Raw genomic sequence first — 21933 nt, forward strand, 5'->3', positions numbered from 1 at the left:
TTCCTGATCCGGGAATCGATAATATAGCAAGTGTATGGTGTTGGAGCCTTTTCATGAACTCGTCCTTAAATTTATTGAAAATACTAACCGGCCGATATTTTTAACAGGTAAGGCAGGTACCGGTAAAACCACTTTTCTCCGCTGGATCAGGGCAAACGTTACCAAAAACCTGGCGGTTGTAGCTCCTACCGCAGTGGCAGCTATTAACGCCGGTGGCGTAACCATTCATTCCTTTTTCCAGGTGCCTTTCGGGCCGCAAGTGCCTGTAACCGATCATAACAATCACAGCACCCTGCTCAGGCAGGTAAGTCTCGAAAAATCAAACATATTAAAGTGTCTCGACCTACTTATTATTGATGAGATCAGTATGGTGCGGGCCGATACCCTTGATTACATTGATACCGTATTACGCCAGGTTAAAGGATCAACACGCCCCTTCGGCGGTGTTCAGTTATTGATGATTGGCGACCTATTTCAATTGCCCCCAGTGTATGAAAAGGACTGGCCGGTGCTCAGAAATTTTTATAAAGGCCCTTATTTTTTCGATAGCCTCGCTTTTCAAAAATTCCCGGTGCTAACTTTTGAGCTCACACAGGTTTACCGGCAAAAAGACCCGGTGTTTGTGGAGATATTGAATAGCATCAGGAACGGCTATGCAGACAGCGAAATGCTCGACAAACTGAATGCGCATTATAACCCTAATCTGAATGCCAACTGGCTTAAAGATTATGTAACCCTATCAACCCATAACCAACTGGTTAATGAAATTAACCAGCAGCGTTTAACGGAACTTGACGGCGAAGCACATACTTTTAAAGCCACCATAACCGGCGATTTCCCGAAAGAGGTCTACCCTGCCGAAGAGGAACTGGTGTTGAAAGTTGGCGCGCAGGTAATGTTTATTAAAAATGACAGCTCGGGCAAAAAGCAATATTATAACGGCCGAACAGGGCGTATCGCTGCTATGGGGCCAGGCAACATCCGTTTAACTTTTCTTGATGACGACTCTGAGTTTGAAGTGATCCCCGAAACCTGGCAAAACGTAAAATATGCATTGGCCGAAAATGAGCAAAAAGTAAATGAACAAAATAACGGTTCGTTTAGCCAATATCCGCTTAGGCTGGCCTGGGCCATCACCATACATAAAAGCCAGGGGCTTACATTTGAAAAAGCGGTTATTGATGTCGACGCCGCCTTTGCTTTCGGGCAAGCTTATGTTGCGCTAAGCCGTTGCCGTTCGCTTGAGGGCATGATCCTGAAATCGCCGGTACGCCCCGAAAATATCCGCACCGATCCGGAGATCATCAGCTTTATGCAAAATGCAGCTGTCTCCATACCCGATGAAAATCTGCTGGAAAGTACTATCCGGCAAATAGCCCTGGAAGAAATGAAGGACATCTTTGATTTTTCGATGCTTACAGGTGCATGGAGGCAACTTAAAGCCATCATGCTAAACGGCGCGATTAAAAATAGCCCCTTATCCGAAACCATCAACAAAACTGACCATAACTGGGAAACTGAAATTAAAACCATCGGCGACCGTTTTATCAGGAAGGAACTGGGCGCTTTACCTGATGATCAGCTTATCTGGAACAATGCACCGTTTATAAGCAGACTCAAAAACGCTGCCAGCTATTTTCTGCCTAAATTGAATGTTTTTTCAGAAGCTATTAACAGTTTTTACACCGCTGTAAATAACACCAACCCTCCTGCCGAGTTTTACGACAGTTTAAATCATTTATTAGTTAATCTGAAAGCAAAAACGGCGGCATTTGTACGCCTGCCCATTGCCACATCGGGCAGGGATGTTTTATCATCAGTACAGGAGGCCGGGATGAGTTACAAACCTGTATACAAAAACTGGAACCCTAAAGCGCTGCCAAAAGAGAAAGAAATTGCTAACCCCGAACTATACAAGCAATTACTCAACTGGCGTAAAGAAACCAGCCTCGAACGTAAAATCCCCGAACATACGCTGGTGTCTGAAAATATGCTGCGCGATATCACTGCTAAGCTACCACGGTCATTAAACCAGCTTTCACAGTTAAAAAGTTTCGGTGATGCAAAAGCAACAGACTTAGGCGAACCCATTTTAAAAATGATCAGGAGTTATTTAGGCGAAAATGACCTGTTTTCTTAAGCCGGATATTTAAAACCTCGGAATTTCCGGGCCGTTATATGGATTTTCGAGGGCATTCTTGATCCTCATTAACTGGTATTGGTGACGCCAATTATCAGGATAGTTTTTCATGTTTTTCAATAATTGCTTAACAAAATCGGCAACATGGAGCTGAGTTGTAGCGCGATCTAACCTTAATTCCTGGGGTAATGTAACATTAGTAAAGTATTCACTCAATTCTTCGTAGCTCATGGTGCAAAAGTAAAAAAAGCCCGGCATTTTCATACCAGGCTCTTAAGCTTAAATAAAAAGCTGAAAGCACAAAGCACAAAGCTCAATGCTAATATCTCTTAGCTGTTTAAAACACATAGAACAAACTGGCCTGAACGTTATTATTTTTAAAATCGTTGTTGATATTGGAGATATTAAAGTTGCCTACCTTTGAAAGGCCGTAAACATATCTTACACCAATACCAAGGCCCAGTTTTGACTGGTATCCAATACCTCCGGCCGCTGCCAGGTCCAGTTTTTTAGCAAAATCACCGGCACTTAAGCCCGAAACATCTTCTTTGGCTTTCATACCTACCTGCGGACCAGCCTCGATATAGAAGCCTGAGTTAGCACGGTATTTCAATAAAAAGGGAACCGAAATATAGGAAAGCTTGAGGTTTTGATTGCCAAGGGAGCCGCCTTTAATTTTTGCACCCTGCGATGAAAATAGAAATTCCTCCTGCACCAGGAAATTATCAGTGAACTTAAATGCAACAGTAGCGCCCGCATGAAAGCCAACCAACGGATCGGTAGGGAAACTGGCATTGGTAAAATTGCTATAGTTGGCGCCTGCTTTAAGCCCAAATTCCAGGCGCGAAAGGATGCCCTGACTGAAACCTTTAGTTGATACCAGGATTAAACAAGTTAAAATGAAGAGTAGCTTTTTCATAAATTTTAATTTCAATTTTTGAGATAATGTTGCTGCCCGAAAGCGCATTTGTTATTGATAGCGCAAAAGTGAGCTTATGCTGTGGCCTATAGAAGGAAAAGGTAACCGAAGCGGGCAAAGTGGCACCGGAAGTGGAAAAAATGGGCAGATGCGTTACAGCTATTTAGCTTAAAGCGGAAGGCTCAAAGCTTAAAGCCAGTAGAGCATTTAACAGGATGTATGTACACAGATCTATCAGGCTTTTGCCAGCCATGCAAGAAACTGGGAAGCCTTGCCTTTACTTACCACAATTCTTTCGCTGAATGCGATATTGAGGTTGAGAGAAAGTTTACGCGAGAAAAAGCTGGAAACATCAGCAATAGCCTTCCTGCTCACCAAAAACTGGCGGTTAGCTCTGAAAAAATAACTTCCGCATGTCTTTTCCAACTCATCCAAATTTTTGTTAGGGTAAAATATCTTACCTGAAAAAGTTACCAAATGTGAAACTTCATTTGAAAGATGGATCAACGCTATATCATCTAATTTTATCGGGATGATCTTATCCTGGTGATAAACCAATACAGAAGAAGGTCTGGTGGTTTCTTTTTTAGTCAGCAATTCCATAAGCGCCTCATATTGCGGTGGCTGATGCGTTTGAAATACTTTTTTCAACTGCCCATAGCGTTCAAGTGCCAGTTGAAGCGTTTTTGTTGTAAAGGGTTTTAATATGTAATCTATTCCGTTTGCTTTAAACGCATCCAGCGCATATTCATCGTATGCGGTACAAAAAACCACAGGGACGTCAATCGATATCGTGGCAAAGATTTCGAAACTTAACCCGTCGCCCAGTTGAATATCACTGAATATGAGATCAGCTTTATTACTTCCCGAAAAATAGGTAACGGCTTCCTTTACAGAATGAAGCTGTACTACGGTTACCGGCTCGCTAATCAGTTGTTTTATACTTAGTTCAAGGTCATCGGCAACTAACGGCTCATCCTCTATGATCGCTATATTCATTATTCAATAATCTGATGCTTACAGAAAATGTGTCTTTATTTTCGCTGATAATAACTTCATCACCTGATAACAGGCTATACCGCTCGGCAAGGTTGGCCAGACCATGATGAGTTGAAGTTACATTAAGATTTTTCTTTTTAAGGGTATTGGATACCACTATCCTGTCTTCCGAACAAAAGATTTTTACCACAAGCGGCGACTGTTGGGTTAGCTCATTATGTTTAAGCGCGTTTTCAAGAAGCGGTTGTAATGAAAAAGACGGCAGGTAGCGGTCGTTTAAAATATCAATGGGCAAATCAATAACGCAATTTAATGCCGAACCAAACCTGATCTTTTGCATCTCCAGATAGTCGAGCAGTAGTGCCAGCTCATCCGCAAGGCTCGAAGTTTTTGCGGCATGATTATAAACCGAGGCCCGGAGAAAATTAGCCAGGTGAACAATATAATTATCGCCCGCAACAGGATCTTTGTGGTACAGTGCTTTGAGTGTGTTAAGTGCGTTAAACAGGAAGTGAGGGTGGATCTGTTGTTTTAAAAGAAGGTTTGTAGCCTCGGCATGAGCGGCTTTTATCTGGGAAAGCTCAAGATCGGCATGGGATTTATCGGCCTGCAGGATCACAAAGTCCTGCAACAGGATAATCATTGTATTTACAAGGATACCGGAAATAAAGAAAATGACCAGGAAAAACGGAAAAGGGAATGATTTACTTTTATGTTCAAAATAATCAAACGCAGGCGCCAGCATCAGGTATATAGTGGCGCTGGCAGCATATGTAAAAAAATAACGGTACCGCTTAAGTGCTTTTCCCCTGACGCCGTGCTTCCGGGCCAATAAAATCAGGATCCTGACATTTACAAATGCTACCAAACCTATTCCTAACGCAGTCATACCCATATAAAACACTTTATATAGGAATCTCTCGTCCAGCAAAAAAATAAAGTACAGCGATATGATCGCGGTAAAAGTGAATACAAGCAGCCAGTTGAGCCGGACAAGGCTTTTAATTGGTAATGGAGACGGCATATTACTCAAAGATAATTAATAGGCATAAGTGCCGTATCAATTTGCTGCCGAAGCGGACAAAAAGGAACCTAAAGGAGCTTTAAATAGGTTTAACAGAAATATAAGTCAAATGCAAAAGGCTTCATATTATCCTCATTTAGGATTTGTATCTTTGTTTAACATTATTTAACTATCATTCGCTTGGAGTTTCGGGTTTGCTTTCTTTTATTTATAAGCGTAATGCTGGCATTGTTATCCCCAACTAAAATCCGCAGAGTTTTATTTATCTGCCTGTTTATCTTCATTTTACCATCGGCCCTGTTTGCACAAAATCTTTTTTTGCAAAAGGTAGAGATGTGTAATATCACCAATTATTGCATGGATTGCGGCGATACAAAGGCCAGCTGCGATCAGCTTGCCATTGATTTTGTTTCTGCGAGGATCAATAACCGTTACCTGCTAAAAGAAGCTACCGGTTCCATAACGTTCCAGGTTTTGGTGGATGAGCGGGGTTTTAGCTGCGTGCTTAGCCATAATGATGCGAGCAAAAGCGCGCTCACCAACGAGTTGATTACCTATCTGAACGGTTGCATCTGGAAGCCGGCCAAGGTAGATGGCAAACCGGTAGCCTCATCTGTAAATGTGATCTTTCGCTTTATAAGTGGCGGCGTTTACGGCCAGGTACAAAGGCTGGATCTTGCCGAAATGAAACCACCCGGCGATCCAACCATCTACAATAAAACTTTCACCTACGCCAATCCATCATTAAAAAACTACGACTTTACGGTATGGACAAAATATAACTCGCCCCTGGTTGATAACATCGGCAAATCAGCCGCTATGGATCAATCAGATCTGTTATGGTATGCTACGGAAAAAGGGATGACCCGCTTTGAGGGAACAACATTTATCCCGGTTAATGAATATAATTCGCCATTCCCGTCAGATGCTAACATAAAGGAAGTAACCATCGACCGAGATAATAATAAATGGGTTTATTACGATAATAAAATATTTATGTACGGCAGCGGTGGCTGGCAGTTATTTGATTTTAAGCAGTTTTTGGCAGGTGGGGTTAACCAGGTGCTGAACAGCCGCAATGGCGAATTACTTTTCACCACTCAAAACGGTCTTGTTGTAAAAAGGAAAGATAAAGTGGTAGTGATAAACAAAAAATCGATGCCTGAAATGCCCTCAAGCAATGTACTTTTTGCTTATGTAGATAGTCAGAAACGGCTTTGGATTGGTACGTCAAAAGGAACCATCATGATTGATAAAAGCGTTATCACCTCATTTAACAGCCTTAACAACACTCCGCTGAAAAATGCCAGTATTTCGGGCGCGGTGGAGGATGAAAAAGGAAATGTTTACTTCTCACTGGTTGATTGTAATAAACAAACTGGTGAAAATGATAGTGATAAAGAAGGTATAGCCGTACTAAAGTTTAATGGTAACTGGCTGCATTATAATGATAAAAACTCGGGCATGCCTGCTAACCATGTTAATACCATGTTGTATGATAAGTTTGAGCATGTTTTGTGGCTGGGTACAGACGAATCGGGCATTGCCAGGTTTGACCTGAATAATGGGTGGGAAAATTACCACAACAACAATTCGCCGCTCCCTGGTTTTACTATTTACCAGATAGTTCAGGATTCAAAAGGCGTTATTTACGCCACTACTGCCAATGGCTTGTTAAGGATCAGAAAAAAGGCGGGAGCTTAAGATTAAGCAACTGTATATTATCAAAATGGTCTGAGGCTTATAAATAAGCCGTTTACGTTTGTTTGCTAATTGCCATCAGATTCCCTTTAGCGAATGTTAATGTGGCAGGCAATCAAACACAATTTAACCTTATCAAGTAAAGAATATAGCTCAATAGCCTCTATTGGGTCTTAAATTTACCTGGTAAGTTCATTCGTATTTAATTTGGCATATTCCTTTTCTTGTCCCGCTCCCTCCGTAATTGTCATCTTTTCCCCTTCCCTCAAACATCATTTACAATTAGTTTTGTTATGTAGCCGGTGTTTTTAAAACTAACTTTAAATAAAACTACCATCATGATGCTTCAAAATAGAAACGCGGTAATTTACGGTGCAGGCGGTTCATTAGGCGGTGCAGTTGCAAAGGCACTGGCCGGCGCCGGCGCGCGCGTATTTTTAACCGGGCCTAACCCCAGGTCAATTAAAAAGATATCCGATGAAATTATTTCTTCAGGGGGATTGGCTGAAATAGCAATTGTAGATGCATTTGACGAAAAAGCAATTGATCGGCATTTACAGCAAGTGGTAAGCAGCGCAGGGACGATTGATATCTCATTTAACGCCGTTGGAGTTGATGTGGTGCAGAACGTACCGCTTATCGAAATATCGGCCGAAGATTTTGTAAAGCCGATTACGCTTACGATGCAAACCCGTTTCATGACGGCCATTGCAGCTGGCAAGATGATGATGAAACAAAAATCGGGGGTAATTTTATCGCTTACAGCTACGCCAGGAGGTATAGGCTATCCTCACACAGGTGGCTTTGGCCCTGCTTGCAGCGGTGTTGAAAGTTTTTCGCGCACACTGGCATCCGAATTGGGTGCTTACGGCATCCGGGTGGTTAATATCCGATCGGGAGGCTCGCCCGATTCGCGCGTGTTTAAAACCGCAATTGACACCATGCCCGATGTTATGGACCCTATCCTTAAAAAAATGGAAGCTGATACCATGCTCAAAAAACTACCCTTAATGGCCGATATTGCCAATACAGCGGTTTTTCTGGCATCGGATCTGGCTGGCCAGATTACAGGCGTTACCATTGATGTAACCGGAGGTACAACTGCAGCATTAAATTACAGAGTAAACAGGCTTGATTAAACGGGTTTAGGAAAGAAACGCCATTAATTGATCCCCAAAAAAGACAAGCAAAAAAATAAGGCCGGGGTATTGCAGTTAATTACTTTCCGCCCATAAATCCTATCGATTTTGCCGGAACCTGTTTCGTTACTACGCCTTCAATGTAAAGCTGACCATCCTTAATTTTATAATCGAGGGTACGGTCATCAACTTTATAGTCATCATCGTGAAAAAGGTCCTTCAGTTTGCTCAGCAATTCTTTGCGATCAAATACGGGGCTGATACTTAACTGATCGTCAACCGGGGTAAGTATAATACCATCTGCCTTGTATGAAAATATTTTAGATTCCATTTGATAAAGATAGGCTTATATGCCGAACATCAGCAAAGCAACTTCTTATGGTTTCCGCCGGTAAACCTTGTGCTTTGTAAACCCTCTGCCGCTTTCATAAATCCCGTTTGCAGGTTGCTTTTGTTTAAGCTTATCAGCCGATGTATCGTTAAAACTATGGTCTGTTACTCTGCTATAGGCGGCAGGAATCCATTCCAACTTTAGTTTACATGAGTTATCCATATCTATATTCAAATAAATATAAATTTACAAATAAGAGGCATTCGTATCACGAATAAACTAATACAATACTTTATGCCAGTGCATCAGCAGCAAACTGCCGGCAAATTTTCACCTCCTTTACCGCATCTGATCCTTCAGGTATCTTGTACTCCAGCTCAATAGTGGCCGGGAATTTATAATGGTTATTTTTAAGGAGTTGCAGCACCTCTTTTATCGGGGTATCGCCCTGCCCCCAGGGCTGATTGGGACCGTCATGAAACTTACGGTCTTTGATGTGCATACTGGTTATACGGTCATGATATTTTTCAATAAAGGGAACGGGGCTGCTGCTGGTACCTGCCACATAATGGCCGATATCCAAATTAATTCCGTTATGCTTTGACTGGGCCAGGGCCGCGTCCCAAAGGGTTGGCGTGGCCTGGGTGTGGGCATGGTAGCCAACCATCATTTTATGTTTGGCGGCTATATCACCAAGGCGTTTGGTTTGAACCTCATCAGGCAACTCAACAGTTACATGATTTACACCCAAAGCTTTCCCTGCATTAAAGGCATAATCAATTTCGGCATCGCTGTTTTTAGTACCGAGGGCATTGGGTTTCCAGGCATAAATATTGACACCGGCATCATGGTACATCTTCCTGATCTCCTTAAATTTATCCATTGGCGCGGAGACGCGCCATTCGGCCATCTTTTTCCCAAATGCAGCCCAGTCTTCGCCAGCTTCATGTTTAGGGGCACCGGCGTACATTTCGGCGGCATCGCCCATCAGTTCAATGGCGTTAATATTACAGTCGATACAGTACCTCAGTAAATCTTCAATTGTGCTAGGCATGCTCCTGAATGAGTAGGTGATCACGCCTATTTGTACGCCATTGATAAGCGAGTTGGGTTTATCAACCCTACCTGAAATCACGCCCGCAAATGATGATTTTGAAAATGCTAAAAGCCCCGCTGCGGCAAGTGCGCTGCTGCCAATAAACCTGCGCCTTGATAAGTTATGCTGCTTCATAAATTTTATAGGAAATACATTGGTTTACACCAAAGTTATCAATTAATTGATGCCTGCAAATTGTGTATTGAAAGTGTTACTAACAAAGTTAACTTGTAGCGTTTTGCCTGGTATTAACGTAAAGTATTATAAACCTTATGCTATGAAAAAGCTGTTTTTATTTGGCATACTCGCCGTTTTATCAGGCTGTAAAAAAGACAATACCCCTAATAATGATCAGTTGATTGGCAGGTGGGAGTACCGCGGCACCAGTTGTTACTGCGAGCCTCCCAAAGATCTTAATTCGATAAAGGCAGGCAACGGCAACATTATTGTTTTTACCGCCAGTACCTACAAACGATTTAAAAAAGACACCCTGATAAACAGCGGCACTTACCGTACCCGTAAATATGACAATGCACATGAGCAGATCATGTATGACAAAGATACCTCCAGCAAAAGCATCACATTTTTCAGGATAGAAGGTAAAATACTCACTTTCTACGGAACAGTTCCCCTTGCAGCAGACGGGCCGGAATCTCACTATGAGCGGTTATAATATTATGGTACAGACCAGTGGAAGCACAACTGATATCCATCCGGATCAAGCAGATAAATGGCTTTCCAGCCATAACCTGTAATTTGAGGTTGTTTAAGGTGCATGCCCTTACTTAATAAATAGCTATATAGCATATCAATATCCGGGTGACCGAAATAAAGTGAGGTATCAGTATGCGCTGCTGTGCGTTGCTCATCGGGTTCGGCAGGGCGGTTGGGCTTTTCGTACGCGGTGTTGAGCATTAGTTCTATACCATTAAGTTTCAATAAAACCCAATCAACATCATCTCCTTCGCCAGATGCCTGCACTATTTCAAAACCCAGCACATCGCGGTAAAATCCTAAGGCCACGGGCATATCAAAAACCTGAAGCAAGGGGGCTATGCCCTGTATTTGTTTTGTGGTAGTGCTATCGCTCATAATCTCCTTCTAATAATTCTAATAAAAAAGATTTACAGCTATTACTTTCCGAGTTGAAGCCATATATCATAATAAGATAAATGAATACCAACATACCAAATGGAGTTATTGATAAGGGATCAAACCTATCAGACATTGAAGAATGTATCCAACCGCCAAAACCCGCGACCATTAAAAAAGCAGCCATTCCAATGATAATATATTCTATTTCCTGGTGCATAGCCATGGTTATATAAAGACAACTTCCCGTTTCCGCAAACTCCACGCGCCCCTTTATAAAAGGTATAAACGAATTCCTACCAACAACTACGGGTTCAATTTTAAACTCACTAATATTTACATACCCTTTAAAAGGAGTGGGATACCTGTTGGTTAATTGTTCAAAGAAACTTCCTGTGAAAGCAGGGCTTACTTGTTCTGTCAATCTTAATCTTACCTCTTCGGGGTTGAGCGGACTTATAATGGAAAATTTTTCATATGGCCACCAATTCATAACTAATAGATAGTTACATTAAAAGTACCAATACTGTTCATCAAAACCTATCTAAATAATAGATACCCCTGCGCGAAAACGAACAATAAATGTATTATAACGATGCACATTACTGGATTGAAAACAAATGTAATTAATTGACTAACAATACTATAAATACATGGCACTTAATTTGAGTTCTTAATAAAGATTACTGTATATATCATGAGACACGGCAAGCAACTGGAAAGGCGTACTTTCAACCAGGACCGTTTTGAAATACTTATTAAGCGGCAAAAAAACGGTACAGCCACCTTTAACGAGCTCACCGAATTGGATGAGATCGTAAACCGTGACCCTGAGATCCGTGAAATTGTTTTGGAGGAAATGCAGGACGCCGATACTCCAAAGCTTCCGGACGATAATCAAATTCAAATGGTTGAAAAACCGGTCAGGAAAAGTTTCATCGAAAAGATAAAAGCTTTCATTGATCGCTTGTTCGCAGTTCAAAGCGATGATCTTAATCCGGCCATTGCTGCATAAGTAATGTAAACCTGCAAACAATTTTTAATTGGCACGCCATTCAAAACAAAACGGAACAATCTTTATAGATATGTTTGCAACACTGTTATAAAGCAAACTGTTTATGAAAATATTTCAGCAAATCCTTCAGCTTAGGGAGCGCAAAAGAGGTTTTCATCTCATCACGGCCGAAGTAATTAATGCCCTACCTCAAATACACGAGTTAAAAACCGGTATTTGCCAGGTATTTATCCAACATACTTCGGCATCATTAACCATTAATGAAAATGCCGACCCAACCGTAAGGCAGGATTTTGAAATGTATTTCAGTAAAACCGTACCCGAAAACGACCCGGATTATTTACACGATGATGAAGGTCCTGATGATATGCCTGCCCACCTGAAAGCTGCGATGCTGGGCAGTTCAGTAACTATTCCTATCCGCAATGGAAGACTGGCTTTAGGAATGTGGCAGGGAATTTATTTGTGCGAGCATCGTAACCACGGCGGCAACCGCATGCTGGTAATATCGGCATGGGGCGAATAAATAATGAATAAGTGTTAATTATTATTGTAAAAAGCACAATTAATTTACACATTTGATTAACAATTGTAAATTAATGCTTTTTTAACGGGTGTAACACAGCAAATTTGCAAGCTTATATCGAATGTTATTCTATATTTGTTTTTACCATAAAATTATTACTGTTTATAAATGCTCAAGTACTCCAAGCAAACAAGGTTATTATTAGCTGTTGATTGTATCATTTTTGGCTTTGATGGCGAAGTTTTAAAGATCCTACTGATAAAAAGAGGCTTTCAACCCGAAAAGGGAAACTGGAGCCTGATGGGTGGCTTTGTTCAGCCAGATGAAAGTCTTGATCAAAGTGCCAACCGCATTTTAAAGCAATTAACCGGCTTGGAGGGCGTGTACCTTGAACAATTATATACTTTTGGGCAACCCCAGCGCGACCCTATTGAGCGTACAGTATCTGTAGCATACTTTGCACTGGTTGATATCCATAAATATGAAGCCCAGATCAGTGATGATTACCATGCCGAGTGGTTTCAGCTTAAACGTGCCCCTAAATTGATATTTGACCAACAGGAAATGGTTGAGCAGGCCCGCAAACGCATCCGCTACAAAGCAGCTATGCACCCTATCCTGTTTGAGCTTTTGCCCACTAAGTTTACCATCCCGCAATTGCAAACTCTTTACGAAAGCGTGTTTAATACCACTATTGATAAACGCAATTTCAGTAAAAGGGTGCTGGCAACCGGTTTACTCATTAAACTGGCCGATAAGGATAAAGCAGGCTCAAAACGCGGTGCTTATTATTACCAGTTAAACATGCAAAACTATTATGCCAAGTTTCAGGCATTTATGAACTTTATTCCTAATCCCGATTCGCTATAACAGTTCTTTGAATCATTTTTTATTTGAGCCATTATCCGGTATTACCTGCAGAAGGTTTAATATTTTTGAATAACAGTAAAACTAACTGTACCTGAGCCTTTTTTATTTAACATTCTTCAACCATACAGCTTTTTATCCGTATAATAGCTTTAGGCTATATCATGAACCGTTAGCCCGTTTTGCAAATATTAATTAATGAAAAAAAACGTAAGCCTTTTAGTATTACTGTTGCTTGCTGTATCTGAATGTTTCGGCCAATTCAGGGAGGTTAATAAACTAAAAAAAGACTTGCCCTTAACTCATGATAGCATACAGTATGTAAATACGCTTAACAGGCTGGGGATGCTTATGTATGAGCAAAATATCGACAGTGCTTTCAATTATGCTAAAAAGGCCAGAACTATAGCTGAGCGGCTTGGCTATAAGGCCGGAAAGGCCGATGCACTAAATGTTATAGGCATTGTTTATGATCTTAAAGGAAATCTGCAGCTTTCACTACGCTATTATAACGAGGCTTATAACCTGTACAAAGAATTAAATGATACCTCAAACGTTGTACAGGGGTTAATGAATATTGGCCTTGTGTTTAACGAGAACAAGGAAGATAAAAAAGCGATAAACTTTTTTAAGCGGGCATTAAACATTGGTAAAACCCTGCAGCGCGACTCTATCGTGGCGTTGGTGCTGTGCAATTACCTCCTCTTATACCCCGGGCAAATCCCCAAAGATTCGGTTGAAATCTACCTTGATAAAGCACGCGAAATTGGCACAAGGTATAAAGATAAACGTATGCTCGTTGAAGCAGACCAGGTACAGGGATTGCTATACCTTCAAAGCAATAACCGTGAACAAGGTGTGGCGGTTTTACAAAAAGCAGTAGATAATGGTTTAGCCATGGAGCTTTATTACCTGAGCCTTGATATAGTCATGAACCTTGGCGATTTGTACCTCGAAAATAATGTTCCCCAAGCTATTGATTACTACAAACAGGGACTTTCTATTGCCGAAAAAAGCGGCTATCACTATTATGAAAAAATCTTCGGGAAAAAATTATATGATATTTATATTGCTCAAAATAATCTGCCCGAAGTACAGCGCTACAGTTCAAAATTGCTGAAACTATATGACGACGAGGAGAAGTACACTAATACAACAGGCTTTGATTATATTGATTATGCCCTGAAAGACCAGGAACTGGAAGCTATAACCATCCGGAGCCAAAACAGGCAGGTGCTTGCGATTGTACTTGGTGTTTTATTTGTGATAACCGCCATTACCGTAATATTTACTTACCGCCTTTACAACCTGAAGAAAAAGCATGGCCAAACATTGGAAGAGCTTAATCACACCGTACAGCTACGAAACGAAAAACTGCAAATAGATCATGAATTCAACAACCGGCTGGTATCTATTCTTGCGCATGATTTCAGGCAGCCAATAGGCGCACTCAAAACACTGGCAACAGTACTTAAAGACGCCGATACTTTTACACGGGAAGAATTGATGGAATTGGTAGATACCATGGAGCATTCTTCAAATATTTCGCTGGAGATTTTTGAAAACATATTGCAATGGATCAAACAGCAATTGTCGGGCTTTAATTACAAAGCTGTTCCACTGCCTTTAAAGGACCTGATAGATGAGGCAATACAACCATTTTATTTAATGGGTAAAGACCGCGGGCTTAGGTTCGTAATCAAAGTGGATCCGGCCATTGTTATTCACGCCGACAAAGAGTTGGTACAGTTTATCCACCGCAATTTTATACATAACGCCATTAAGTTTTCGCCAGATAATTCAACCATTACTATAGGTGCATCAAGCGATAACAACGATGTAACTGTTTGTGTACAGGACGAGGGAAAAGGTATTTCGCCCGATAAGCTGAAGTTGCTCTTTAATTTTAAAGCCAACATGCAGTACAGTAACGAAAAGGAAAAAGGCGCGGGCGTAGCGCTCATGATCTGTAAAGATTTTACCGAAAAAATGAATGGCCGGATCTGGGTTGAAAACAACAAGGAAAAAGGGGCTATTTTCTGCTACTCATTGCCCAATATCCATTAACCTCTTCATTGTAATTTTTAAATTACCTGTTGAAAAACAATATTTTAAGTTCGTAAATTTCAGTTCAAATACAGTTTGCTATACCCTGTTATTAAACCTATAATTTATGAAAACTTATTTATTACTGTTTGCAGCGCTACTGCTTTCTGCATATTCCTTTGCCCAGCAAATACCTGCCCGCTGGGACGAGCTTGTTGCCTCAGATTTTCCTGCTGCGCTCGCAAAATCGTCGAAAACTTGTATCCTGCCCATTGGGATCCTGGAAAAACACGGCCCCCATTCCCCTTTGGGAACCGACCTGATCCACGTACGTGAGTGGGCTGCCCATGCTGTTAAGTCGGAATATGCTGTTGTATTTCCCGATTATTTTTATGGACAGATCAATGAGGCCCGCCATCAGCCCGGAACATTTGCCCTGCCAAGCAAAGTGATCTGGGATTTACTGGAAGCTACCTGTGATGAAATTGCGCGAAACGGGTTTGATAAAATAGTAATACTGAACGGCCATGGCGGCAATCCCGAGTTTATCCAGTTCTTTATGCAATCTCTGCTCAACAAACGTCACAGCTATGCAGTATATTTTTATAACCCGCATGGTGCAGATAAGGAATACACAGATCAATACCGCAAAATGCATAAATCAGCTATTGAAGGTGATCAGATGCCGGCGAAAGTGAAACCGCGTCGATGCTTTACTATCGCCCAGATCTGATGAAGATGGACAGGGCGGCATCACAATCGGGCGATAATCAGCACCGTTTAAACCTGGCTAATATTTATACACCTATATGGTGGTATGCCGCTTACCCTAACCACTATGCCGGTGAAGGTGCTAAAGCTACACCCGAATTTGGCAAATTTATAGCAGAGCATGAAATAGCCAGCTTTGTACAAGCGCTCAAAGCAATTAAGGCCGATACCAGTACCATCAAATTGCAAAATGAGTTTTTTGATAAGGTAGATGCGTTGAATAAGTGATCTAAATAACCAGACTTACGAAGTTTAATTACTTCGTAAGTCTTCAATATGCTAATCAGTCCTCCTTAGCTCCCAAAACCTCGTCTATCATCCCAAAAGCTTTCGCTTCTTTAGCTATCATCCAGTAATCCCTGTCGGATACTTCATAAACCCTGTCGTAGCTTTGCCCGCTGTGTTTGGCTGTGATCTCGTACAGCTCTCTCTTCATTTTAGAGATCTGTCTGGCAGCAATTTCAATGTCCGATTCCTGCCCCTGCGCTCCACCTGATGGCTGGTGCAGCATAACGCGTGAATGCGGCAACGCAGCCCGTTTGCCGTTGGCACCGGCGCAAAGTAATGTCGAAGCCATTGAGGCAGCCATACCAGTACAGATGGTAGCTACATCAGGCGATATAAACTGCATGGTGTCATAAATTCCCAGTCCGGCATATACTGAACCGCCCGGTGAATTGATATAGATCTGGATATCCTTTTTAGCATCGGCCGATTGCAGGAACAGCAATTGCGCCTGGATGATATTAGCCACCTGCTCATCTATCGCAGTGCCCAGGAAAATAATCCTATCCATCATCAGCCTCGAAAAAACATCCATTTGCGAGATATTGAGCTGTCGTTCTTCCATAATATAGGGCGTCATACCCATCCTTAATTGGCTGTTATTCACCTGCGCAATAAACCTGTCGACATGTAAACTTCGGACACGGCGATGCCCCACCGCATATTTGCGGAACTCGTTTTGATTGATATTCATAAAATTTGATGTTTAGCGTTTACCGAACAAACGCATGACCTTTTGCCTGAAACCCGCATGCTCAGGCAAGCTGAATAGCTTTTGATGTACGGTTTCAATTTCGGCCTTAAGGCTGTTACGGCCATATTGCTGCACCAGGGTCAGAGTTTGTTTATGCCACATCACCTTATACTTAAGGCTTGGATTGATGATCCGTTTGGCCTCGAACAACAGTGCATCATCAGGCGCGGTTTGCCCAAGCACATGATCGTCAATTTCTTTGATCTCATTCAATGAAGTCCTCATAAGCCAGTGATTGTTCTTTAACTGTTTCCCTTACCTTTTCAATGCATTTATACTTCTGCGCAGTAGCAGACCGCTCGCCCGCGTAACCAAACAAATCCGCAAGCTCCTTCATGGGTAGTTTATGATAATAAAAAGCGCTTAGCAACTCCATGCATTTTTTACCGGCCGTTTCCAGGTATCTCATTAGTTTAACTGACGATGGCTGATCTTCAGTTTCATCTGTAACATCAAAATCTTCGGTGCAATTATCGAGCGGCAGGTTATTGCGGTCACCCTTAAACTTTTTGAACCAAAGATGTTTGGCAATACCCAGCAGATAAGCCTTTTCACCGTTATGCAGGGACAGATCACTGTTCACCGCCTTTTCATAATAAATAACAAGGGCATCCTGAAAAATATCTTTTGCGTCGTCAAAGGAACCACCCATCTTGCTTATATATTTAGCCACTGTTGGGAAAGCGCTTTGGTAAAGCTCCGTAATGAGTTGTTCCCTTTGGGCGGCCGGTTTATCAAAAACTATCTCATGTGCCATGATCAATGCGTTTAATAATAAGTGCGCAAAACGAGAGATATATCACCGTGAATTTAAAAAATTATTCCCAGGATAGGATAATAGAATTATTTTCATCCTTATGGAAAAGGATATTGAAGGGACTGCTGCCCTGTCATGAACTGCCTTTTTTCTAAAGGTCAGCCCATCCCGAGTTATTTTCAATACAATTAAAACCACTCGGGGATAGCAAAAAATTATGTTTTCTTCGTAAACTCCTTTTGGTACATGAGTGGGCTTTTACCTGTTACCTGTTTAAAATGCTTGTGAAAAGTGGAGAAATTATTGAACCCACTATCGTAACAAAGCTGTTTAATGTTGAGCTTGTTTTCAATCAGGAGCTTGCAAGCGTAACCTACTTTTATCTCGATTACAAACTGCGAGTAGGTTTTACGGGTTTTTGATTTAAAGTATCGGCAAAAAGAGTTAGCGCTTACGCCAGCTATATCTGCTATTTCTTCCAGGTAGATCTTTTTACGGAAATTACGTACCGAGTACTCATAAATGTTATTGAGCCTATCGCTTTCCGATTCATTATGATCGTACTTAAAACCTATAGAAGTTAAATAATTAAGCGGCGAACTGCCTGCTATCGTATTCAATGCTTTGAGTAGCATAATGATCCTTTCTGCCCCATCTGTGTTGAGCATAGTGGCTAAAGTGTTGGCAACCTGCTTTTTTGTTTCGCCTGTTATCTGCAATCCACGTTTAGAGCGTTCAAGCAATACCTTGATCAGCTTATTTTCCGGGAGCTGAAGAAACTGATCGCCCCAAAAGTTTTCGCAAAAATGTACTACAACGGTATCTACCGGAATATGCTCTGCACCGCTGCCAAAATGTACATCATCAAAGCGCCAGTAATGTGGCAGGTTTGAGCCAACCAGAACCATATCGCCGGCTTCAAACTGTTTAATACTATCGCCTATAAATTGCGTTCCGCCGCCACTTGCGAAATAAATCAGTTCTAGTTCTGGATGGCAATGCCAGCGGTTATTGATATCCGGTGATACATCATGCCTTACGCTAAAGGAATGCGCAGGATCGGCAGAAACTTTAAGTAAAAGCGGCTTCATTCAGTTTTATTTACAAACAACGGGCTAAATGTAGATAAAAACTGTAAAAAAAGCTTATTTTTTATGAGGAGCTAAATTAACAAAATATTCGAGCTGCGAAGCCCCGCAAAAACGGCCCGGGTAAATCAATACATAAAAGTTTAATCTTGGTTTGTGTAGCTTAATTAAATAATAATAAAAACGAGAATAATACCTCACGGTTATTGGATTGATATACAGATTGATTAAATAATAAGTGAGTTTAACGGAAAAATCAAAACCTTAATAAGTTCATTAACGTATAATTAATAAAAAAAGGGGCGTCCCGTATCTCACCTCGGAACGCCCTGCAGTTATCTTATGATAACATCAACTAAATCTCAGATCATCATGTTTTGATCTGAACTCTCCATCTTTCTCAGGGATGGGAAGGTTTTTAATATTTTATGAACCTTGCCGTTCATTAAAACGGTGGCGGTCCGCCGGGACCGCCGCCCTGAGGTGGACCACCTGGTCCGCCACGTTCCATAGTTGGCCTTTTGCCGGCAAATTTCTGCAGCTTAAGCGTAAAAGTTAGCAGATAGTAACGCCCCAAACGGTTACTGTTGGTTTGAGTGATATAGCTGCCGTTCTGAGTGGTTGTATAACCGGTGTTTTCGTTAAACACATCCATGACCGAAAAGCGCAGGGTGCCTGCATTGCCCTTCAAAAACCGGCGTTCTACATAGGTATTCAATATATTAGGATTAGTAGCACCGGTATAGCCGTAATAGATCATTTTTGAATAATCATAACTCAATGTCCAGTCTTTAAAATAGCTTTTGCCATTAACGCCCAGGTTAAGGGTTTGGAAATTGCTGTTAACGTTTGCCTGTTTGATGGAGTTGCTTGAGGTATTAACGCTATAAGTAGTACTTGCTTCGGCATCAATAACATCGGTAATGCTTACCCTAAAGCGTGCGCCTTGAGATAACACCAGGTTTTTGGCGATATTTTTCTCGGTTGTCATGTTATAGGTAGCGGAATCCACATTACTTATATATGAGACGTTGTTATTGTATGAAATGTTACCTATCATGAACAGATTATATTTTCTTTTTTGCCATGGCTTAGCAAACACATAAAATCCTTGTGCCGAGTAATAGCCATCGGCATTCAAATACTGGGTTAAAATACTTCCGGCCAGTTTGCTGTTGGGCGTATAGGTTTTAGGATAGGTAATGGTATTGGCTACTATTTTATTATCAGTTTTAATGAACGACAGGTTACTAAAAAATACGTTGCCGCTTTCAAAATTGAACTTATTGTATTTTAACGAAAGTGTATTATTAAACTCCGGTTTCAGATCGGGGTTACCCTGTACCGGGTATGATGCATTGCTGAAATCTGTAACAGGTTGCAATTCTGTATAAGTAGGCTGATTGCTGCTGCCGTTATAATTTAAACTAAGCGATTGGCTACGCGAAAAGTTATAAATGAACCTTGCAGTAGGTGCCCAGTTAAATGTATTGTTATTGGTTGTAAACGGTGTACCATCAACTATCGACGATCCTCTTAACAGCGTTGGCTGGGCCACAATACCTAAAGTGTAATTGTATTTTTTATCGATAAAACGATAGTTAAGCCCGAACCGGTTGGTAACGAAGGTTGAATTATAGTTATTGCTCAACAAATCATACCTGTTTATATTTCCATCACCGGCCAGGGTGTCGGTAGCTTTATCGGCAGTGGTATAGGCGTAGTGGTAGGCATAGTTCAATTCCATGTAGCCCTTTTTACTTATCGGTTCCATGTACGATACGGTAGTCCCAAGGCTATCCGTACGGCTATCGGTATTGATGAACTGGTTAAGAGGGGCATTACGGGCGCCATCAATATAGGTATAAACCGGATTTTGATATTTGTTAATGGTATAACTCCCTGCGCCGACATTTATACTGAAGTTGCGCCCATGACTATTAAGCTTGTGGTTAAACAATACATTAACACCATAATTGGGCTCGGTTGATTTACTAAGGTTGGCGAGGCTGTAGTTTGATACCGTTTCCGAATTCCGGAGCAGCAAGCTGGTTGCATCAGATGTGGTGTTGGTGCTGGCGTAGGCATATGTTGGGGTGATCTTTATATAGTTTACGGTATCGGGTTTATACTCAATGTTGAAGTTAACCCGGTGGTTCAGCTTTTCGTCCTGCTGGTTATTGGTTTGCGTATTGGTGCTCGGGTTGGTTGATGAAAGATTATTTTGAATGGTACTGCTGATGGTGTTCACCGAATTATCGGCAAAGCTGTAACTACCATAAGCGGTAATCTTCTTGCCCCAGCTATCGCGATAATTAAACCCGAATGAACGTGCTGTAGTGATGCCGTTCGATGAGCTGCTATTGCCTCCCGGAGGCCCACCCGGTCCGCCGCCTCTTGGACCACCACCCCCAAAGCTAAACAGATTGGTATTGGTATTGTTAAGGTTACCTAAAAAGGCAAGCTGCCTGTTGCCGTTAAAGCTAAACACATTGGCCGAAGCCACATACCTGTTGCTCTCCTTATCGCTTGAGACACCGGGAATGGCATCACGGCCCCCTCCTAAGCTGGCCTGGCCAAAGTAACCATAGTTTTTATTTTGTTTAATGGTAATGTTCAGTACCTTATCCGGTTCGCCGGTTTTTACACCGGTGAGATTTGCCTGATCGCCATAGTCATCAATGATCTGGATATTTTGTACGATATCGGCAGGTAGGTTTTTAGTGGCGGTTTTAACATCGCCTCCAAAAAAATCCTTGCCGTTAACACGCACTTTAGTCACGCTTTTGCCCTGGGCGGTGATGTTTCCATCTTTATCAACATCCATGCCGGGCAGCTTTTTAATCACATCTTCAACAGGGGCATTATCGCGCACCTTATAGGCATCGGCATTAAATTCAATGGTATCTTCCTTAAGCTTTACCGGGTTCACATCCGCGATAATTACGGTTTTTAACATCGTAGTTCCTATTTTCAGGATAACCGGCGGCAAATTAGCCGGCTTGTTATCATTAGCCAACACAAACCTGCGCCTGAGTGGTTCATAACCTATCGAGCTAAAAACTAAACTAAACTGGCTTACTGTCACATTGTTAAATGTAAAGGTACCATCGGCACCCGTAATAACGGTAGTGCTGTCGGTACCGGTAAGCATTTTTACGCTCGTACCCGCAACCAGGTAACCGGTAGAGTCTTTTACGACACCTTTAACCGTACGACCGGTTTCGGCATTTGCGTTAAATGGTAATACAAGCGCTAAGGCAATTATTACCGCAAAGGAGTATAGGATTTTCATTTTGTGCTGTTTAACAGCCACAAAACAATAGCATTGCTTGTAGTGTAAAAAACATAATGGACAGGCACTATTAATGTATAGACAGGGC

23 protein-coding genes are annotated in these 21933 nt (G+C 41.6%); 10 read left to right on the plus strand and 13 right to left on the minus strand.

Features of this window, described 5'->3' with window-relative positions:
* Positions 1 to 34 precede the first annotated feature (34 nt).
* Positions 35 to 2140 carry an AAA family ATPase gene (locus BLS28_RS17440; RefSeq protein WP_091170148.1) on the plus strand — a complete coding sequence of 702 codons (2106 nt, stop codon included), beginning with the start codon at positions 35 to 37 and terminating at the stop codon, positions 2138 to 2140.
* 9 nt (positions 2141 to 2149) lie between these two features.
* Here BLS28_RS17440 and BLS28_RS17445 read toward each other — a convergent pair whose 3' ends face one another.
* The 4 genes from BLS28_RS17445 to BLS28_RS17460 form a co-directional block, all read right to left on the minus strand.
* Entirely contained in the window at positions 2150 to 2371 is a 222-nt protein-coding gene (locus BLS28_RS17445) for a DUF6965 family protein (RefSeq protein ID WP_129570495.1), read from the minus strand.
* Positions 2372 to 2477: 106 nt separating this feature from the next.
* Complete coding sequence (locus BLS28_RS17450; RefSeq protein WP_091170337.1) at positions 2478 to 3059, minus strand: porin family protein; 582 nt, start codon at positions 3057 to 3059, stop codon at positions 2478 to 2480.
* A 234-nt stretch (positions 3060 to 3293) separates the two neighbouring features.
* A complete protein-coding gene (locus tag BLS28_RS17455) occupies positions 3294 to 4058 on the minus strand; it encodes a LytR/AlgR family response regulator transcription factor (protein WP_091170155.1) in 765 nt (254 codons plus the stop codon).
* Positions 4033 to 5082, minus strand: a complete 1050-nt coding sequence (locus BLS28_RS17460; RefSeq protein WP_091170158.1) for a sensor histidine kinase — start codon at positions 5080 to 5082, stop codon at positions 4033 to 4035. Before BLS28_RS17460 ends, BLS28_RS17455 begins: the two co-directional genes overlap by 26 nt.
* A gap of 219 nt (positions 5083 to 5301) precedes the next feature.
* On the opposite strand from BLS28_RS17460, the gene BLS28_RS17465 reads away from it, so the two are divergent.
* Complete coding sequence (locus tag BLS28_RS17465) at positions 5302 to 6786, plus strand: ligand-binding sensor domain-containing protein (protein WP_091170162.1); 1485 nt, start codon at positions 5302 to 5304, stop codon at positions 6784 to 6786.
* Positions 6787 to 7121: 335 nt separating this feature from the next.
* The gene (locus BLS28_RS17470; RefSeq protein ID WP_091170340.1) at positions 7122 to 7922 is read left to right on the plus strand and encodes an SDR family NAD(P)-dependent oxidoreductase; all 801 of its coding nucleotides are present in this window, start codon (positions 7122 to 7124) and stop codon (positions 7920 to 7922) included.
* A 79-nt stretch (positions 7923 to 8001) separates the two neighbouring features.
* On the opposite strand, the gene BLS28_RS17475 is transcribed toward BLS28_RS17470, so the two are convergent.
* Positions 8002 to 8253 (minus strand): hypothetical protein, encoded by a 252-nt coding sequence (locus tag BLS28_RS17475; RefSeq protein ID WP_091170165.1) that lies wholly within the window; start codon positions 8251 to 8253, stop codon positions 8002 to 8004.
* A gap of 292 nt (positions 8254 to 8545) precedes the next feature.
* On the minus strand, positions 8546 to 9484 hold the full coding sequence (locus BLS28_RS17480; protein WP_091170168.1) for a sugar phosphate isomerase/epimerase family protein: 939 nt from the start codon (positions 9482 to 9484) through the stop codon (positions 8546 to 8548).
* A 142-nt stretch (positions 9485 to 9626) separates the two neighbouring features.
* On the opposite strand from BLS28_RS17480, the gene BLS28_RS17485 reads away from it, so the two are divergent.
* Positions 9627 to 10022 carry a hypothetical protein gene (locus BLS28_RS17485; RefSeq protein WP_143020800.1) on the plus strand — a complete coding sequence of 132 codons (396 nt, stop codon included), beginning with the start codon at positions 9627 to 9629 and terminating at the stop codon, positions 10020 to 10022.
* A 2-nt stretch (positions 10023 to 10024) separates the two neighbouring features.
* On the opposite strand, the gene BLS28_RS17490 is transcribed toward BLS28_RS17485, so the two are convergent.
* Positions 10025 to 10441: a VOC family protein gene (locus BLS28_RS17490; RefSeq protein ID WP_091170176.1), complete on the minus strand. Its 417-nt coding sequence runs from the start codon at positions 10439 to 10441 to the stop codon at positions 10025 to 10027.
* Positions 10431 to 10865, minus strand: a complete 435-nt coding sequence (locus BLS28_RS17495; protein WP_143020801.1) for a hypothetical protein — start codon at positions 10863 to 10865, stop codon at positions 10431 to 10433. Before BLS28_RS17495 ends, BLS28_RS17490 begins: the two co-directional genes overlap by 11 nt.
* Positions 10866 to 11138: 273 nt before the next feature.
* On the opposite strand from BLS28_RS17495, the gene BLS28_RS17500 reads away from it, so the two are divergent.
* From BLS28_RS17500 to BLS28_RS17525, 6 genes are all read left to right on the plus strand, one after another.
* Positions 11139 to 11456, plus strand: coding sequence for a hypothetical protein (locus BLS28_RS17500; RefSeq protein WP_091170184.1), 318 nt, complete (start codon positions 11139 to 11141; stop codon positions 11454 to 11456).
* Positions 11457 to 11559: 103 nt separating this feature from the next.
* On the plus strand, positions 11560 to 11982 hold the full coding sequence (locus tag BLS28_RS17505; protein WP_091170188.1) for a secondary thiamine-phosphate synthase enzyme YjbQ: 423 nt from the start codon (positions 11560 to 11562) through the stop codon (positions 11980 to 11982).
* A gap of 168 nt (positions 11983 to 12150) precedes the next feature.
* Positions 12151 to 12852: an NUDIX hydrolase gene (locus BLS28_RS17510; protein WP_090533328.1), complete on the plus strand. Its 702-nt coding sequence runs from the start codon at positions 12151 to 12153 to the stop codon at positions 12850 to 12852.
* Between the two features lie 195 nt (positions 12853 to 13047).
* Entirely contained in the window at positions 13048 to 14916 is a 1869-nt protein-coding gene (locus BLS28_RS17515; RefSeq protein ID WP_091170192.1) for a tetratricopeptide repeat-containing sensor histidine kinase, read from the plus strand.
* A 106-nt stretch (positions 14917 to 15022) separates the two neighbouring features.
* Entirely contained in the window at positions 15023 to 15628 is a 606-nt protein-coding gene (locus BLS28_RS17520; RefSeq protein WP_091170195.1) for a creatininase family protein, read from the plus strand.
* The gene (locus BLS28_RS17525) at positions 15628 to 15894 is read left to right on the plus strand and encodes a hypothetical protein (protein ID WP_091170199.1); all 267 of its coding nucleotides are present in this window, start codon (positions 15628 to 15630) and stop codon (positions 15892 to 15894) included. Before BLS28_RS17520 ends, BLS28_RS17525 begins: the two co-directional genes overlap by 1 nt.
* A gap of 55 nt (positions 15895 to 15949) precedes the next feature.
* On the opposite strand, the gene BLS28_RS17530 is transcribed toward BLS28_RS17525, so the two are convergent.
* The 5 genes from BLS28_RS17530 to BLS28_RS17550 all read right to left on the minus strand — a co-directional run bounded on the left by BLS28_RS17530 (position 15950) and on the right by BLS28_RS17550 (position 21845).
* Positions 15950 to 16645, minus strand: a complete 696-nt coding sequence (locus BLS28_RS17530; protein ID WP_091170202.1) for an ATP-dependent Clp protease proteolytic subunit — start codon at positions 16643 to 16645, stop codon at positions 15950 to 15952.
* 12 nt (positions 16646 to 16657) lie between these two features.
* Positions 16658 to 16930: a hypothetical protein gene (locus tag BLS28_RS17535; RefSeq protein ID WP_143020803.1), complete on the minus strand. Its 273-nt coding sequence runs from the start codon at positions 16928 to 16930 to the stop codon at positions 16658 to 16660.
* Entirely contained in the window at positions 16911 to 17462 is a 552-nt protein-coding gene (locus BLS28_RS17540) for an RNA polymerase sigma factor (protein WP_091170209.1), read from the minus strand. Before BLS28_RS17540 ends, BLS28_RS17535 begins: the two co-directional genes overlap by 20 nt.
* A 215-nt stretch (positions 17463 to 17677) precedes the next feature.
* Positions 17678 to 18553, minus strand: a complete 876-nt coding sequence (locus BLS28_RS17545) for an AraC family transcriptional regulator (RefSeq protein ID WP_091170212.1) — start codon at positions 18551 to 18553, stop codon at positions 17678 to 17680.
* A gap of 442 nt (positions 18554 to 18995) precedes the next feature.
* Positions 18996 to 21845: a TonB-dependent receptor gene (locus tag BLS28_RS17550; RefSeq protein ID WP_143020804.1), complete on the minus strand. Its 2850-nt coding sequence runs from the start codon at positions 21843 to 21845 to the stop codon at positions 18996 to 18998.
* Between the last annotated feature and the right edge of the window lie 88 nt (positions 21846 to 21933).

The sequence above is a fragment of the Mucilaginibacter gossypii genome (assembly GCF_900100945.1).
In the GTDB taxonomy this organism is placed as follows: Bacteria; Bacteroidota; Bacteroidia; order Sphingobacteriales; family Sphingobacteriaceae; genus Mucilaginibacter; species Mucilaginibacter gossypii.

Excerpts from the sequence above, each read along its gene's own strand:
- BLS28_RS17530 (WP_091170202.1), bottom strand. The coding sequence starts at position 16,645 with ATGAATATCAATCAAAACGAGTTCCGCAAATATGCGGTGGGGCATCGC.
- BLS28_RS17450 (WP_091170337.1), bottom strand. The coding sequence starts at position 3,059 with ATGAAAAAGCTACTCTTCATTTTAACTTGTTTAATCCTGGTATCAACT.
- BLS28_RS17475 (WP_091170165.1), bottom strand. The coding sequence starts at position 8,253 with ATGGAATCTAAAATATTTTCATACAAGGCAGATGGTATTATACTTACC.
- BLS28_RS17500 (WP_091170184.1), top strand. The coding sequence starts at position 11,139 with ATGAGACACGGCAAGCAACTGGAAAGGCGTACTTTCAACCAGGACCGT.
- BLS28_RS17525 (WP_091170199.1), top strand. The coding sequence starts at position 15,628 with ATGAAGATGGACAGGGCGGCATCACAATCGGGCGATAATCAGCACCGT.
- BLS28_RS17535 (WP_143020803.1), bottom strand. The coding sequence starts at position 16,930 with ATGAGGACTTCATTGAATGAGATCAAAGAAATTGACGATCATGTGCTT.
- BLS28_RS17445 (WP_129570495.1), bottom strand. The coding sequence starts at position 2,371 with ATGAGCTACGAAGAATTGAGTGAATACTTTACTAATGTTACATTACCC.
- BLS28_RS17480 (WP_091170168.1), bottom strand. The coding sequence starts at position 9,484 with ATGAAGCAGCATAACTTATCAAGGCGCAGGTTTATTGGCAGCAGCGCA.
- BLS28_RS17490 (WP_091170176.1), bottom strand. The coding sequence starts at position 10,441 with ATGAGCGATAGCACTACCACAAAACAAATACAGGGCATAGCCCCCTTG.
- BLS28_RS17550 (WP_143020804.1), bottom strand. The coding sequence starts at position 21,845 with ATGAAAATCCTATACTCCTTTGCGGTAATAATTGCCTTAGCGCTTGTA.
- BLS28_RS17470 (WP_091170340.1), top strand. The coding sequence starts at position 7,122 with ATGATGCTTCAAAATAGAAACGCGGTAATTTACGGTGCAGGCGGTTCA.
- BLS28_RS17505 (WP_091170188.1), top strand. The coding sequence starts at position 11,560 with ATGAAAATATTTCAGCAAATCCTTCAGCTTAGGGAGCGCAAAAGAGGT.
- BLS28_RS17520 (WP_091170195.1), top strand. The coding sequence starts at position 15,023 with ATGAAAACTTATTTATTACTGTTTGCAGCGCTACTGCTTTCTGCATAT.
- BLS28_RS17545 (WP_091170212.1), bottom strand. The coding sequence starts at position 18,553 with ATGAAGCCGCTTTTACTTAAAGTTTCTGCCGATCCTGCGCATTCCTTT.
- BLS28_RS17460 (WP_091170158.1), bottom strand. The coding sequence starts at position 5,082 with ATGCCGTCTCCATTACCAATTAAAAGCCTTGTCCGGCTCAACTGGCTG.
- BLS28_RS17440 (WP_091170148.1), top strand. The coding sequence starts at position 35 with ATGGTGTTGGAGCCTTTTCATGAACTCGTCCTTAAATTTATTGAAAAT.
- BLS28_RS17540 (WP_091170209.1), bottom strand. The coding sequence starts at position 17,462 with ATGGCACATGAGATAGTTTTTGATAAACCGGCCGCCCAAAGGGAACAA.
- BLS28_RS17485 (WP_143020800.1), top strand. The coding sequence starts at position 9,627 with ATGAAAAAGCTGTTTTTATTTGGCATACTCGCCGTTTTATCAGGCTGT.
- BLS28_RS17455 (WP_091170155.1), bottom strand. The coding sequence starts at position 4,058 with ATGAATATAGCGATCATAGAGGATGAGCCGTTAGTTGCCGATGACCTT.
- BLS28_RS17510 (WP_090533328.1), top strand. The coding sequence starts at position 12,151 with ATGCTCAAGTACTCCAAGCAAACAAGGTTATTATTAGCTGTTGATTGT.
- BLS28_RS17515 (WP_091170192.1), top strand. The coding sequence starts at position 13,048 with ATGAAAAAAAACGTAAGCCTTTTAGTATTACTGTTGCTTGCTGTATCT.
- BLS28_RS17465 (WP_091170162.1), top strand. The coding sequence starts at position 5,302 with ATGCTGGCATTGTTATCCCCAACTAAAATCCGCAGAGTTTTATTTATC.